Genomic DNA, 15,039 nt, shown 5'->3' on the forward strand with positions numbered 1-15,039 from the left:
CCCCGCAGGGGAGAGGGCTAGTGCGCGTGATCCTCCTACCCGATCCTCAGGCGACCGAAGCTTTTGGGGCGTTGCTGGCCGAGCGCGTCCAGCCCGGCGACGTGATCACCCTCGAAGGCACCCTCGGCGCGGGGAAGACCAGCGTCGCACGCGGTCTCCTCGCCGCGCTCGGGCTAGCTGGCGAGGCACCGTCGCCGAGCTTTGCGATCGTCCAGCCCTACGAGCCGCCCGAGGTGCGCTTGCCGGTGCTGCACGTCGACCTCTATCGGATCGACGACCCCGCCGAGATCGAGGAACTGGCGCTCGACGACGCGCGCTATGATTCGCTGCTGCTGGTCGAATGGCCGGAGCGGGCGGGCCCCGATTACTGGCCCGACGCGCTTCGCCTCAGCCTGACGATCAAGCCGGACGGCACGCGCAGCTTGACAGTCGAGGTGCCGGAAGCTTGGAGGTCGCGATGGCCGACATGACCCCGCCGCCCGGCGCCGCCGCTTTTCTCGACGCTCATGGCTGGGGTGGGGCGCAGATCCTCCCGGTCGCCGGCGACGCGTCGTTCCGCCGGTATTTTCGCGCGATCGACGGTGCCGAAGAGGGGGGGCGCCGTGCGATCCTGATGGACGCACCGCCGCCGCACGAAGACCCGCGACCGTTCATCGCCATCGCCGAATGGCTGGTCGAGCGTGACTTCGCGGCACCGGCGATCCTCGCATGCGATCTCGACCAGGGCCTCGTGCTGATCGAGGATTTCGGCGACGACCGGTTGCGCGAGGCGGTCGACGCGGCGCCCGCCGACGAGCTGTCGCTCTACGCGCCCGCGATCGATCTGCTGGTGCGGTTGCGCGGCCATCCGGCGGCACCCGTTCCGCCGTACGACCGCGCGGTGCTGAAGCGCGAGGCGGGGCTGTTCGTCGAATGGTATTGCCCGGCGGTCGGGATCGCGCCCGATTTGCCCGGCTGGGACGCGGCGTGGGAGGCGGTGTTCGACCACGCCATCGCCGAAACGCCGGTCACGGTACTTCGCGATTATCATGCGGAGAATCTGATGCTGGTCGGACCTACGCGCTCGCTCGGCCTGCTCGATTTCCAGGACGCGCTCGCAGGGCACCCGGCCTACGACCTCGTCTCGCTGTTGCAGGACGCGCGGCGGACGGTCGATCCGACGGTCGAGGCGGCGATGCTCGCGCGCTACCGGGCAGCGGCGGATGCGGGGGACGACTTCATGAACGCGTATCACGTGCTCGGCGCGCAGCGGAACGCCAAGATCCTCGGCATCTTCACGCGGCTGTGGAAGCGCGACGGCAAGCCGCACTACCCGACGATGTGCCCGCGCGTCTGGACGTATCTGGAGCGTGACCTCGCGCAACCGGTGATGGCGCCGGTCGCGGCGTGGTTCGACGCGAACGTCCCCGCCGATCTGCGCGGCGATCCGCTGGTGCTGGCCGCATGACCCGCCAGCAGACGATCCGCCCCGTCCCGCGCGGCACGGTGCCCGAGACGGCGATGGTGATGGCGGCGGGCCTGGGCAAGCGGATGCGGCCGCTGACCGCGACCCGGCCCAAGCCGCTGGTACAGGTCGCGGGCAAGCCGTTGATCGACCACGTGTTCGAACGGTTGCAGGCGGCCGGCATCAAGCGCGCGGTGGTCAACGTGCATTATCTTGCGGATACGCTGGAGGCGCATGTCACCGACCGGTTCGCGGGGATCGACGTGGTGATCTCCGACGAACGGAAAATGCTGATGGAGACGGGCGGGGGGCTCGTCCAGGCGCGCGGTCTGCTCGGCGATGCGCCGGTGCTGGTGGTCAACAGCGACAATCTGTGGATCGACGGGCCGGTCGATGCGATCAAGCTGCTCGCGTCGCGCTGGGACGACGCCAAGATGGACGCGCTGCTGCTGATGGTCCCGCTCGCGCGGGCGCATAATCACCGCGGGCCGGGCGATTTCTATCTCGCCGCGGATGGCCGGATCAGCGGGCGGCGCAAGACCGGCCGGCTCGCGCCGTTCGCCTATACCGGCATCCAGATTCTCCACCCGCGGCTGATCGCGGACTGGCCGGAGGGGCCGTTCTCGACCAACATCTTCTGGGATCGCGCGATCGCGGCGGGCCGCGCTTACGGTCAGGTCCACCAGGGCCTGTGGTTCGACGTCGGCACGCCCGCCGCGATCCCGAAGACCGAGGCGATCCTCGCAGATGGCTGATCTCGCCACGGCGGGTCGTCCGACGCTGTACACGATCCCCGCGCATCGCGCGTTTGCGGATGCGCTCGTTGCAGGTCTGACGCGGCGAGCCGGGCGCGATCCATTGGCACTCGCCCGAGCGCTGGTCGTGCTGCCGAACAACCGCGCGGTGAAGGCGGTGACCGAGGCGCTTGTCCGCGCGAGTGGCGGCGGGCTCGTTTTACCCCGCCTCGTAGCGCTGGGTGATCCGGAGATGGGCGAGGCGGTTGGCGCCGCGCTCGATCCGGCGGACGACATCGATCCGCCGCTGCCCGCGGTGCCACCGTATCAGCGGCGGATGATTCTCGCGCGACTGGTGTCGGAAGAGCGTGCGCGCGAAGGCCATCCGGTCGATGCGGCGGAGGCGGTGCGGCTGGCGGGCGAACTCGCGCGGACGCTCGATCAGTTGCTGGTCGAGGAGGTGCCGCCGACCCGGTTGCGCGATATCGAGCTTGGTCCCGAACTCACCGAGCATTGGCGGCGCGCGCTGGCGACGTTCGAGATCGTGCTGCAACGCTGGCCGGGCGAACTCGCGCGGCTGGAGCGGATCGATGCGGCAACGCGGCGCTCGGCGTTGCTCGACCGGCTCGCCCAGCGCTGGCGGAACGCGCCGCCGGCGGGGATCGTGTGTGCGGCCGGCGTGACCGATTCGGCACCGGCGGTGGCGCGCCTGCTCCGGTGCATCGCCGACATGCCGCAGGGCATGGTGGTGTTCGCCGGGCTCGACCTCGCGCTGCCGGACGAGGAATGGGACGCGCTCGGGCCGCATGATCCGCACCCGGTGACGGGGCTCACGCGGCGCTCGATCGAGACGCATCCGCAGTTCGATGCGAAGCTCATGCTGCTGCGCATGGGCGTTGCGCGCGGCGAGGTGCAGACGTGGCGCGAAGGTGGCGGGCATGACGCCGATGCCGCGCGCGGCCGGGCGATCGCCAACGCGCTGGCGCCCGCGGATTTCACCGGCAAGTGGACTCAGATCGCCGCGGAGGATCGCCGCTTGAAAGGCGTGACCGCAGCCGAACTCGCGACCCCGGCGGAGGAAGCGCAGGCGATTGCGCTCGTGTTGCGCGAGGCGCTCGAAACGCCGGAGCGGACCGCCGCACTCGTGACGCCCGATCGTGCGCTGGCGCGGCGGGTGGCGGCGCATCTCGGGCGCTGGGGCATCGGCATCGACGACAGCGCAGGGCGGCCTCTGTCGATCCTGCCGCCGGGTACGTTGCTGCTCGCACTAGCCGAGGCGGCGGCGCAGCGCTTCTCGCCGCTCGCGCTGCTGGCGTTGCTGAAGCACCCGCTGGTGCGCGCGGGGGAGGATCGCCTGCTGTGGCTCGACGGCGCGCGTGCGCTCGATCGACGGTTGCGCGGACCGCGACCGGCGGCGGGGCTCGACGGGATCGCCGGACATCTGGAGGAGGGCAAGGGCACCGCGGCCACATGGTGGGCCGACGTTCAGCCGTTGCTGACGCCGCTTGCGGGAGCGTTCGATCAGGGGCCACAGCCCCTGGCGTCGGTACTCGCCTGCCTGCGCGAAACGGCGCAGACTTTATGCGGCGACAATCTCTGGTCGGGGCTGGCGGGGCGAGCGGCGGCGGAGTTCCTCGCCGATCTGGAAGCCGAAGCGCCCGCCGGACCGCCCCGGATCGATCCGCGCGAACTGCCGCAATTGCTGCGGACGTTGCTCGACGAAGTCGCGGTTCGGCCGGCACCGGGCGGGCATCCCCGGCTTGCGATCTACGGCCTGATCGAGGCGCGGTTGCAGACGGCCGACGTCATGGTGCTCGGCGGGTTGAACGAAGGCGTGTGGCCGGGCCGGCCCGCGCCAGATCCTTGGCTGGCCCCGCGCATTCGCATGGAGCTAGGGCTGCCGGGGTTAGAGCGGCGTGTCGGCACCGCGGCGCATGATTTTGCGCAAGCGCTGGGCGCGCCGCGGGCGGTAGTGACGCGCGCGCGCCGGGATGCAAAGTCGCCGGCTCTGGCCTCGCGTCTATGGTTGCGGTTGCAGGCGCTTGCGGGCGATCGGTTCGAACGGGCTTCATCTCTAGAGAGCTGGACACGTGCTCTGGACGATCCGGGCGAGCATAAACCAGCAGTTCGGCCGGAACCTTCGCCGCCTGCATCGCTGCGTCCCAGGGTCATTTCCGTCACCGAAGTGGATCGCCTGAAGGCCGACCCGTACGCCTTCTACGCACGCCGCGTGCTCGGCCTCGTGCCGCTCGACCCCGTTGACGCGGACCCCAGCGCGGCGTGGCGCGGGACCGCGGTGCACGACATCCTCGAGCAATGGTGGAAGCAGGACAACTGCACCGTCGACACGCTCCGCCAGCGCGCGAAGGCGATGCTCGACGACGAGCGCACCCACCCGATGATGCGCGCGCTGTGGCAGCCGCGCCTGCTGGAGGCGATCGACTGGATCGCGGGCGCGATCGTCGCACAAGGCGAGGACGGCCGCACTGTCGCCAGCGCCGAGGGCAAGGGCAAGATCGAGATCGCCGGCGTGACGCTGTCAGGTCGCTACGACCGCATCGACAAGCTCCCCGACGGACGCCTGGCCGTGATCGACTACAAGACCGGCAAGCCCCCTTCGCCGACCGCCGTGCGCGCCGGCTACAGCCTCCAACTCGGCCTGCTCGGTCTGATCGCCGAGCGCGGCGGGTTCGCGGACGTCTCCGGCATCGCGGGCGCGTTCGAATATTGGTCGCTCGGCAAGAAGCGCGACGCGTTCGGCTATATCGAGAGCCCGGTCGATCCCGAGGGCAAGCGCGACAAGATCCCGACCGCCGAGTTTACCGCCATCGCCGCGCACAATTTCACCGAAGTCGTCGGCGAATGGCTGACCGGCAGCGCCGCGTTCACCGCCAAGCTCGTCCCCGAATACGCCCCCTATGCCGAGTACGACCAGTTGATGCGACGCGACGAATGGTATGGCCGTGAGCGGTGATACGCTCGCCACGCTGCCCCGCTTAAGGGGCGCGCAGGCCGATGCGAGCAACCCGGCCTCGCACGTCTGGCTGTCCGCGTCGGCCGGCACCGGCAAGACGCAGGTGTTGGCGGCACGCGTGTTCCGGCTGCTGCTGCGAGGTGTCGATCCCGGCGCTATCCTGTGCCTGACCTTCACCAAAGCGGGCGCCGCGGAAATGGCGCAGCGCATCAACGGACGGCTTGCGGCCTGGGTACGAATGCCCGCCCCGGCGCTCGCTGCGGACCTGATCGCGCTCGGCGAGAGCCCGGTACAGGCGTTGCAAGACCGCGCGCGGACCCTGTTCGCCAAGGTGCTCGACGCGCCGGGCGGTGGCCTGCGCATCCAGACGATCCACAGCTTCTGCCAAGGGTTGCTCGCCGCGTTCCCGGTCGAGGCTGGGCTGACGCCGGACTTCCGGCCGTTAGAGGCGCGCGAAGAGGCGGGGCTCGCGCGGGAAGCGCTGGCGACGATGCTGTCCGACGCAGAGCGCGAAGGCCGCGAACGGCCGGTCGAGATCGTCGGGCGGCTGTCGCTGCGGATGGGCGAGGGCGGAGCGGAGGCGTTCCTGCTCGCCTGTGCCCGCGCGTTGCCGGCATTGGAGGCCCTCCCGGTCGGGATCCAGCCGTGGCTCCGCCGGGAACTCGGGCTCCCGTCCGGCGATATCGACGAGGCGATCGCGGAATGGTGCGACGCGCTCGACCTCGATGCGATCGCGCGCATCGCGGCGGCCAATCGCGCCTGGGGGACGGCAACCGGGCAGGCGGCAGCGGCGACCGTGCAACGCTGGCTCGACTCCGAGGACCGCGCAGCAACCCTGGACGAACTCGCTAGCATCGTACTGACCGGCACGGGCACGCAGCGCAAGGCGTCGAAGAAACTGATCGATGCCGAACCCGACTACGAAATCCTCGCGCGCGATCTGGGCGAGGCGTGCACCGACGTGCTGTCGATGGTCCAGCGCGCGACCTATTGCGACCTGCTCGCCGACGGGCTCGAGGTCGGCCGTGATTACGCGCGAGCCTATGCGCTGGCCAAGCGACGCACGGGCGCAGTCGATTTCGACGACCTGATCGCGACGACGGTGGCGCTGCTCGACCAGCCGGGGATCGGCGAATGGGTCCGCTATAAGCTCGACCAGGCGACCGAGCATTTGCTGATCGACGAGGCGCAGGACACCAACGGCCACCAATGGCGGATCGTGCGGGCGCTGGCGGACGAGTTCTTCGTCGGCCGCGGCATCTATGCGCCGTCGACGCGCACGCTGTTCACGGTCGGCGACTACAAGCAGGCGATCTTCGGGTTTCAGGGTACCGATCCGCTCAACTTCCAGGCGGCCGAACAGTATTTCGGCGGCCGTGCGAGCGAGGCGGAGGGCGACGACAACTGGCCTGAGGAAGAGCGCGGGCTCCCCTTGGCGCGGCTGTCGTTGCGCCACTCGTTCCGGTCGACGCGCACCGTGCTGGAGTTCGTCGATGCGGCGATCGACGCGATCGGCGAACCGGGGCTCGGCATTGCGGGCGAGGTCGAGCGTCACGCGAGCGAAGTCGCTGGCCCCGGTACCGTCACGCTGTGGCCTCCGGTCTCGGCAGGCGGCAGCGAGGACGACGAAGAGGGCTGGGTCGACGACGCGGTGCGGAAACTCGCCAGCGACATCGCGCGTGCGGTGAAGGGCTGGCTCGCGCCCGAGACCGGCCTGATGCTGGAGAGCAAGGGGCGGCGGTTGCGGCCCGAGGACGTGATGATCCTCGTCAAGCGGCGCGGCGATCTCGCCTCGCTGATCGTCGCGCGGCTTTATGCGGAGGGGGTTCCGGTCGCGGGCGTCGATCGCTTGAGACTGAACGCGCCGCTCGCGGTCCAGGATCTGCTCGCGACGATCCGCTTCGTGTTGCAGCCCGAGGACGATCTGAGCGTCGCGGCGCTGCTCGTGTCGCCATTGATCGGCTGGACGCAGGACGAGCTGATGGCGGCAGCACCGCGCGAGGCCGGATCGTTGTGGCGCCACCTGCAACGCACGCAACCCGCGGCAAGGCTTGCCCCGTTGCTGGGGATGCTCGCGCGCGCCGACATCGCCACGCCGTACCAGTTCCTGGAGGAACTGCTGTCGGGGCCACTCGACGGTCGCCGGAAATTGATCCGCCGGCTGGGGACCGAGGCGCGCGATCCGATCGAGGAACTGCTCAACGCCGCGCTGACGTTCGAGAGTACGACGACGCCGTCGCTGCAGCGTTTCCTCGACTGGTTCGATCGCGGCGATGTCGAGATCGTCCGCGATCCGTCGGCGCCGCTCGATGCGGTGCGGGTGATGACCGCGCACGGTGCGAAGGGCTTGCAGGCGCCGTTGGTAATCCTCGCGGATGCGACGGCGGACCCGTCGGCGGCGCCGCGCTCGATCCTGAAATGGGCGCCCGAACCCGGCGCTGCGCCGATCCCGGTGTTCCGTCCGCGGTCGAGCGAGCGTGGCGGGCCGCTGGACGCGGTCGTGTCGTCCGCCGAGCAGCGCGAGTTGGAGGAGCATTGGCGGCTGTTCTACGTCGCCGCGACACGCGCCGAGGAACGCCTCGTGATGGCCGGCGCGCTGGGCCTGCGCGCGCAGGGCGTGCCGCCGACGAACAGCTGGTATGCCGCAGCCGACCGCGCATTGCTCGCGTTGGGGGTAGGCGAAGGGGAGGGCGCGAGAACCTTCCACGGTACCGAAGCGCAACCCGTGATCGTCGCCAAGACCTCGCACCAGGCGACCGCGATCAACACCGCGCAGCTGCCCGACTGGGCGCACCAGCCGGCCCCGATCGAGGCGCGCCCGCCGCGGCCGCTGTCGCCCTCCGCGCTCGGCGAGGATGCGGTATCCGATCCGCCTCCAACCCCGGCGATGCGGCTCGCGGCGGAACGCGGGCGGCTGATCCACGCGCTGTTCGAACGCCTGCCCGCCATAGCGCCGAGCGAGCGCACGCCGGCGGCGGATCGCTGGCTCGCCAAGGCGGGCGGCGTCGACGATGCCGCCGCGCGATCGGAGATCGTCGCCAGCGTTGCCGGCGTACTCGACGATCCGCGCTTTGCCGACCTGTTCGGCGCGGACACGCTGGCGGAGGCACCGATCGCCGCGACGCTCGCCAACGGCATCGTCGTGTCGGGCACGGTCGATCGTCTGCTGATCGAGGCGGACCGCATCCGCGTGGTCGATTTCAAGACCGGGCGCCGCGCGCCGTCGGGGCTGGCGGACGTTCCCGACTATCACCTCAAGCAGATCGCCGCCTATGCCGAGGCGCTGCGCGTGATCTTTCCGGGGCGGTCGGTCGAGGCTGCGTTGCTTTATACCGCAGGGCCGCGGCTGATCGTGCTGCCGGACGCGCTGCTCGCCGATCACAAGCCGCGCTATCGGCCCACGGAGCAAAGCTAGCGCGCCGGTGGTTGAGCGGACACGCGGGCGACCTTAGATACGATTCAACCAAGGAGAATTCACGATGGCGACCAAGCAGATCACCGATGCCAGCTTCGATGCGGACGTTCTGAACGCAGACGGCCCCGTGCTCGTCGATTTCTGGGCGGAATGGTGCGGCCCGTGCAAGATGATCGGACCGTCGCTGGAGGAAATCTCCGAGGAACTCGGCGAGAAGGTGACGATCGCCAAGCTCAACATCGACGAAAACCCCGACGCGCCGGGCAAGTACGGCGTGCGCGGCATCCCGACGATGATCCTGTTCAAGGGCGGCGCACCGGCGGCCACTAAGGTCGGCGCGGAGCCAAAGGGCCGGCTGAAGGCATGGCTCGAGGGCGAGCTGGCGTAAGCTACATTTGGAGGGGGAGGGAGTAGGTTGGTTCGTTGCCGAACCAACCTACTCCCTCCCCCTCCATCATCCCAACGCCCACCCGTCATCCCAGCGAAAGCTGGGATCTCCCGGTTTGAGCCACCCCTCTCGCCAACCGGGATACCCCAGCTTTCGCTGGGGTGACGGCCGGGGCGGGGTGGTCGGTTTAGCCTCGGCTCAGCTACGATAGTCGGCGTTGATCGAGATATACCCATGCGTCAGATCGCAGGTCCACACCGTGGCGCGGCCTTCGCCTAGCGCGAGGTCCACACCGATCTCGATGTCCTGGCCCTTTAGATGCGCCGCCACCGGCGCCTCGTCGTAGCCGCTCAGCGCCAGGCCGCCCTCGGCAACCTGCGTATTCCCGAACCGGATCGAGAGTGTATCCCGATCGGCTGGCTCTCCAGCCTTGCCCACCGCCATGACGACGCGGCCCCAGTTCGCGTCCTCGCCGGCAATCGCGGTCTTCACCAGCGGCGAGTTGGCGATACTCATCGCGATGCGGTGCGCGCTGCGGTCGCTCTCCGCGCCGGTCACCTGGATCTCGATCAACTTCTGCGCGCCTTCGCCGTCGCGGACTACGAGCATGGCGAGTTGGTGGCATAGATCCGCCAGTGCCGCGCGAAACGCATCCGCGCCCACACTGTCGTCATCGACCAGCGTCGCGTTCCCGGCCTTGCCCGTCGCAAACGCCAGCACAGTGTCGCTGGTCGAGGTATCGCTGTCGACCGTGATGCACGAGAAGCTCGGTGCGTTCGCCTTCGACAGCGCGGCTTGCAGGAACTCGGGCTCGACCGCGGCATCGGTGAAGATGAACCCGAGCATCGTCGCCATGTCCGGCGCGATCATCCCCGAGCCCTTGATGATCCCCACCAGCGTGACCGTGCGATCGCCGATCACCGCCGTCGTCACCGCGCCCTTGGTGAAGGTGTCGGTCGTCATGATCGTCGCGGCCGCATCCTCCCAGCCGCACGGCGCGGCAGCGAACGCGGCATCGAGCCCGGTCTCGGCCTTGTCGATCGGCAATGGCACGCCGATCACCCCGGTCGAGGCGACGAACACGTCCGAAGGCTGGCACCCGAGATGCGCTGCCGTCCGCGCCGCAATCGCCTCGACCGCCGCACGCCCGCGCGACCCGGTAAACGCGTTGGAATTCCCCGCATTCACAACCAGCGCCCGCGCCTGCCCGAGCGTCAGCGCCGCACGACACCACTCCACTTCGGGCGATGGACATTTGCTCTGCGTCAGCACCCCCGCGACCACCGTCCCCGGTTCCAGCGTCACGAACGTCAGGTCGCACCGGTCCCAATTCTTGTACCGCGCGCGGGCGACATGCAGCGCGACTCCGTCGATCGATGGGGCGGCGGGGAAGGGCAAGGCGAGCGGCGAGGTTTGCATCCCGTCTTCATAGTCGCTGCAATCCGGGCGGCAAGATGTGCGGACCGTGCCTTTGCACGTCGGCCGGGCGCTGCCGTGAGACGAACGGTAGATTTATCGCCCGGGCTCGCATAAAGCCCATGAGGCATGAACCTGCTGCTGCTCATCTCCGCCCTCCTGTCCGCGCTGACCGGCGCGGTACCTGGCGTGCGTGGGCAGTCGGCACAGGCCGTCGCGCAGGGCATCGTCTGCTCGCAGTCGGTGGCAGCAACGCCAGCCAAGGTCTTGATAAGGCCTGTATCCGGCATCGTCACGCTGCCTCAGGTCGCGGTCGCCAGCGCGTTGCGGACCATCGCCATCGTCGCGCCGCCGTTATGGGCCGAGCGCCGCCGCGAATAGCGGCTTGGTATGACCTTATCGTAACCTCTGGATCCGCGTGATCCACTTCCGCGAGCGCCCACCGCGTGTCGCCGCGTCTCAAATTCAGGAAATCTGCCCATGTTCGGTGGCCTCGCCAAATCCTTGTTCGGTTCGTCCAACGACCGCTACGTCAAGTCGCTCAACCCGATCCTCGCGAAAATCGCCTCGTTCGAGCCCGCGCTCCAGGCGATGTCCGACGAGGAACTCTCCGCGCAGACCGTCAAGTTCCGCGCGCGGCTGGCGAACGGCGAGAAGCTTGACGACCTGCTCCCCGAGGCGTTCGCGACCGTGCGTGAAGCGGCGCACCGCGTACTCGGCCAGCGCCATTACGACGTGCAGATGGTCGGCGGCATCGTCCTTCACCGCGGCGAGATCGCCGAGATGCGGACCGGCGAGGGCAAGACGCTCGTCGCCACGCTCGCGACCTATCTCAACGCGCTGCCGGGCGACGGCGTCCACGTCGTGACCGTCAACGACTATCTCGCCGCCCGCGACGCGGAATGGATGGGGCAGGTCTACACCTTCCTCGGCATGACGATCGGCGTCATCATCCCGAACCTGTCGGACGAGGAACGCCGCGCCGCCTACGCAGCCGACATCACCTACGGCACCAACAACGAGTTCGGCTTCGACTATCTCCGCGACAACATGAAGTATGAGCGCAGCGCGATGACGCAGCGCCCATTCAACTTCGCGGTGGTCGACGAGGTCGATTCGGTGCTGATCGACGAGGCGCGCACGCCGCTGATCATCTCGGGTCCGACCGACGACAAGTCCGAGCTGTATATCCAGGTCGATGCGGTCGTGAAGCAGCTCGTCCCCGGCGACTACGACAAGGACGAGAAGCAGAAGACGATCATCCTCACCGAGGACGGCACCGAGAAGGTCGAGCGGATGCTCGAGGCGGCGGGGCTGCTCGAGGGGCAGAATTTGTACGACTTCGAAAACACGCAGGTCGTGCATCACCTCAATCAGGCGCTGCGTGCGATCGTGATGTTCAAGTCGGACATCGACTATATCGTCAAGGACGGCAAGGTCATCATCATCGACGAGTTCACCGGTCGCATGATGGACGGCCGTCGCTGGTCGGACGGCCTGCACCAGGCGGTCGAGGCGAAGGAGGGCGTCCAGATCGAGCCCGAGAACCAGACGATGGCCTCGATCACCTTCCAGAACTATTTCCGCATGTACCCCAAGATCGGCGGCATGACCGGCACCGCGGCGACAGAGGCGGCCGAGTTCTACGACATCTACAAGATCAACGTCGTCAGCATCCCGACCAACGTCGAGGTGAAGCGCGTCGACGAGGAAGACGAGTTCTACAAGGACACCAAGGACAAGTTCGCGGCGATCGCCAAGAAGATCAAGCATCACGCCGAGCTGGGCCAGCCGGTGCTGGTCGGCACGGTATCGATCGAGAAGTCGGAGATGCTGAGCGAGTTCCTGGTCGGCGAGAAGGTCGAGCACAAGGTGCTGAACGCGCGCTTCCACGAGATGGAGGCGCACATCGTCGCGCAGGCCGGGCGCAAGGGCGCGGTGACGATCGCGACCAACATGGCGGGCCGCGGTACCGACATCAAACTCGGCGGCAACCTCGAATTCCGCATGCTCGACGAGCATCCCGAACTCGTCGAGGGCACGCCCGAGTACGACGAAGCGGCGGCGCGGATCACGATCGAGATCGAGGCCGAGAAGCAGGCCGTGCTGGCCGCGGGCGGGCTGTTCGTGCTCGGCACCGAGCGTCACGAGAGCCGGCGCATCGACAACCAGCTGCGCGGGCGTTCGGGTCGTCAGGGCGATCCCGGCCTGTCGCGCTTCTATCTCAGCCTCGACGACGACCTGCTGCGGATCTTCGGGCCGGACACGCTGTTCGCCAAGATGATGCGCAACAATATCGAGGACGGCGAGGCGATCGGCAGCAAGTGGCTGTCGAAGGCGATCGAGACCGCGCAGAAGAAGGTCGAGGCGCGCAACTACGACATCCGCAAGCAGGTCGTCGAATATGACGACGTGATGAACGAGCAGCGCAAGGTCATTTACGAGCAGCGTGCCGACATCATGGACGCGGACACCGTCGGCGACGTGGTGACCGACATGCGCGCGGAGACGGTCAACGTGATCGTCGGCGATGCGTGCCCGCCCAACTCCTATCCCGAGCAGTGGGACATCGAGGGGATGAAGACGCGGCTTGCCGAGGTGCTGAACCTCGAGCCGCAGATCGACGCGTGGCTGCTGGAAGAGTCGGTCGATCCCGAGGTGCTCGAGGAGCGCATCCGGGCGATGGCCGACGAGGCGATCGCGCAGAAGGCGGCAGAGCTCGACCCCGAGACATGGACGTCGGTCGAAAAGTCGATCCTGTTGCAGAATCTCGACCATCACTGGAAGGAGCATCTGGCGACGCTCGATGCGCTGCGTCAGGTCGTCCATCTGCGGGCCTATGCGCAGAAGACGCCGATCAACGAGTATAAGCAGGAGGCGTTCTCGCTGTTCCAGCGGATGCTCGAGACGATCCGTGAGGACGTGACCAAGACGATCGCGCACGCACAGTTCCAGATGCAGGCGCCGGTCGGGCTGCCCGAGCTGCCGGATTTCATCACGACGCATTTCGACCCGTTCACGGGCGAGGATGATTCAAACGATTTCGATGCGGGCACGCGCGGCCACATTACCTCGCAGATGCCGCCGTTGCAGATCCCTCAGCCGCAGGAGGCCGATATCGGCGAGGATCCGGCGAACTGGGAGGGCGTGGTGAGCCGTAACGCGCCGTGCCCTTGTGGGTCGGGGCGCAAGTACAAGCAGTGCCACGGGGCTGTTTGAGGGCTGAGCTTTCGAGGCTTTACCACCCCGGCGAAGGCCGGGGCCCAATTGGTGAGGTCGAAGTAACGAAACGCGTCCGTCGTTAGCGACGTTTCCCAATTGGGCCCCGGCCTCCGCCGGGGTGGTAAGAAGTGTGGGCGCACTTCCAGTTCTCCCGCGAAGGCGGGAGTCCAGGCTACCGACGATGGCGTATGGGACTCCTGGACCCCCGCCTTCGCGGGGGAACGGTTGCTCGCCAACGAACGGGCCACGGAGCAACTCCCCTCGACCGATCGTTAGGACCCCATGCGCCAAGCCACCACGATCCTAACCATCGATACCACCCGCCAAGGCCTCGTCGACGTCACCGACCCGATCGCCCGCTGGACCCGCGACCAACGCGTGACCGAAGGCCTGCTGACGATCTTCTGCCGCCACACCTCCGCCTCCCTCCTGATCCAGGAAAACGCGGCCCCCGAAGTCCGCACCGACCTCGAAGCATACTTCGCCCGCATTGCGCCCGAATCTCGTGAGTACGAACACGACGACGAAGGCCCGGACGACATGCCCGCGCATCTTCGTACCGCGCTGACCCAAGTCCAGCTTTCGATCCCACTGATCGATGGGCGACTCGCGCTGGGGACGTGGCAGGGGATCTATCTGTTCGAACATCGCCGCCGCCCGCATCGACGCACCTTGGCGCTGCACTTGATCGGCGTTTAGGCGAAACGTGAAAAATGAGTCAGTTTGGTGGCGCATTGGAGCGATGTCGTTCATCAACCGTTCCACCACTGACGGCTAATAAGCGGCGTTTCGCCGCATTCGCCGCGAACGGAGACGACACCATGTTCAAGACACCGGGTCGCAAGGTCGCATTAGCAGCGCTCGCAACGGGCGCGCTGCTGCTGGCCGGATGCGCGACCGAGACCACCTATCGTCCCGCGACTGGGCAGGGGTTCAGCCGCACCGGCTATAGCGACCGTATGATCGAGCCGGGTCGCTTCCTCGTCAGCTTCGCCGGGAACAGCGTCACGTCGCGTGACACGGTCGAACGCTATCTGTTCTTCCGCGCCGCCGAACTGACGCTGCAGAACGGCTATGACTATTACCTGATGGCCGACCGCGACACCAACCTCCAGTCGCGCACCTACTCGACGCCGGGCCTCGGCGGCGGATTCGGCTATGGCGGCTTCGGCGGCTATTGGGGGCCGTCTTGGCGCTATTACGGCCGTGGGTTCGGCTGGCGCAATTGGGACCCCTATTTCGGTGGTGGCTTCGGCGGCGGTTTCGGTGGCGGGCCTTGGGGCAACGACTTCGATATCCGCACGATCGATCGCTACGAGGCGACCGCGGAGATCGTGATGCGCAAGGGCCCGATTCCGCGCGACAACATTCGCGCGTTCGATGCCCGCAAGGTTGTGGACAGCATCGGGCCGAGTGTCGTGCTGCCGAAGTAAGCTGCGGTTTTCG

General features: G+C 67.9%; 11 protein-coding genes. 10 read left to right on the forward strand and 1 reads right to left on the reverse strand.

What is annotated here, in order from left to right; genetic code table 11:
- Positions 1-29 precede the first annotated feature (29 nt).
- From tsaE to trxA, 6 genes are all read left to right on the forward strand, one after another.
- A complete protein-coding gene (tsaE, locus tag NLI89_RS10925) occupies positions 30-470 on the forward strand; it encodes a tRNA (adenosine(37)-N6)-threonylcarbamoyltransferase complex ATPase subunit type 1 TsaE (RefSeq protein WP_254687148.1) in 441 nt (146 codons plus the stop codon).
- A complete protein-coding gene (locus NLI89_RS10930; protein ID WP_254687149.1) occupies positions 467-1,447 on the forward strand; it encodes an aminoglycoside phosphotransferase family protein in 981 nt (326 codons plus the stop codon). Before tsaE ends, NLI89_RS10930 begins: the two co-directional genes overlap by 4 nt.
- On the forward strand, positions 1,444-2,199 hold the full coding sequence (locus NLI89_RS10935) for a nucleotidyltransferase family protein (protein ID WP_254687093.1): 756 nt from the start codon (positions 1,444-1,446) through the stop codon (positions 2,197-2,199). Before NLI89_RS10930 ends, NLI89_RS10935 begins: the two co-directional genes overlap by 4 nt.
- Positions 2,192-5,152, forward strand: a complete 2,961-nt coding sequence (gene addB / locus NLI89_RS10940; protein ID WP_254687094.1) for a double-strand break repair protein AddB — start codon at positions 2,192-2,194, stop codon at positions 5,150-5,152. The genes NLI89_RS10935 and addB overlap by 8 nt, the downstream gene beginning before the upstream one ends.
- On the forward strand, positions 5,136-8,567 hold the full coding sequence (gene addA, locus NLI89_RS10945; protein ID WP_254687095.1) for a double-strand break repair helicase AddA: 3,432 nt from the start codon (positions 5,136-5,138) through the stop codon (positions 8,565-8,567). The genes addB and addA overlap by 17 nt, the downstream gene beginning before the upstream one ends.
- 64 nt (positions 8,568-8,631) lie before the next feature.
- Positions 8,632-8,955, forward strand: a complete 324-nt coding sequence (gene trxA, locus NLI89_RS10950; RefSeq protein WP_055877560.1) for a thioredoxin TrxA — start codon at positions 8,632-8,634, stop codon at positions 8,953-8,955.
- 198 nt (positions 8,956-9,153) lie between these two features.
- On the opposite strand, the gene argJ is transcribed toward trxA, so the two are convergent.
- Positions 9,154-10,374 (reverse strand): bifunctional glutamate N-acetyltransferase/amino-acid acetyltransferase ArgJ, encoded by a 1,221-nt coding sequence (argJ, locus tag NLI89_RS10955; RefSeq protein WP_254687096.1) that lies wholly within the window; start codon positions 10,372-10,374, stop codon positions 9,154-9,156.
- Positions 10,375-10,500: 126 nt separating this feature from the next.
- Here argJ and NLI89_RS10960 point away from each other — a divergent pair, with 126 nt between their 5' ends.
- The 4 genes from NLI89_RS10960 (at position 10,501) to NLI89_RS10975 (ending at position 15,026) form a co-directional block, all read left to right on the forward strand.
- Positions 10,501-10,752 (forward strand): hypothetical protein, encoded by a 252-nt coding sequence (locus NLI89_RS10960; protein ID WP_254687097.1) that lies wholly within the window; start codon positions 10,501-10,503, stop codon positions 10,750-10,752.
- A 99-nt stretch (positions 10,753-10,851) separates the two neighbouring features.
- Positions 10,852-13,590 carry a preprotein translocase subunit SecA gene (gene secA / locus NLI89_RS10965; RefSeq protein ID WP_254687098.1) on the forward strand — a complete coding sequence of 913 codons (2,739 nt, stop codon included), beginning with the start codon at positions 10,852-10,854 and terminating at the stop codon, positions 13,588-13,590.
- Positions 13,591-13,875: 285 nt separating this feature from the next.
- Positions 13,876-14,292, forward strand: a complete 417-nt coding sequence (locus tag NLI89_RS10970; RefSeq protein ID WP_254687099.1) for a secondary thiamine-phosphate synthase enzyme YjbQ — start codon at positions 13,876-13,878, stop codon at positions 14,290-14,292.
- 122 nt (positions 14,293-14,414) lie between these two features.
- Entirely contained in the window at positions 14,415-15,026 is a 612-nt protein-coding gene (locus tag NLI89_RS10975) for a CC0125/CC1285 family lipoprotein (protein ID WP_254687100.1), read from the forward strand.
- The last annotated feature ends 13 nt before the right edge of the window (positions 15,027-15,039 follow it).

Origin of the sequence: Sphingomonas faeni, assembly GCF_024273235.1 — a bacterium.
Classification (GTDB): Bacteria; Pseudomonadota; Alphaproteobacteria; order Sphingomonadales; family Sphingomonadaceae; genus Sphingomonas; species Sphingomonas faeni_A.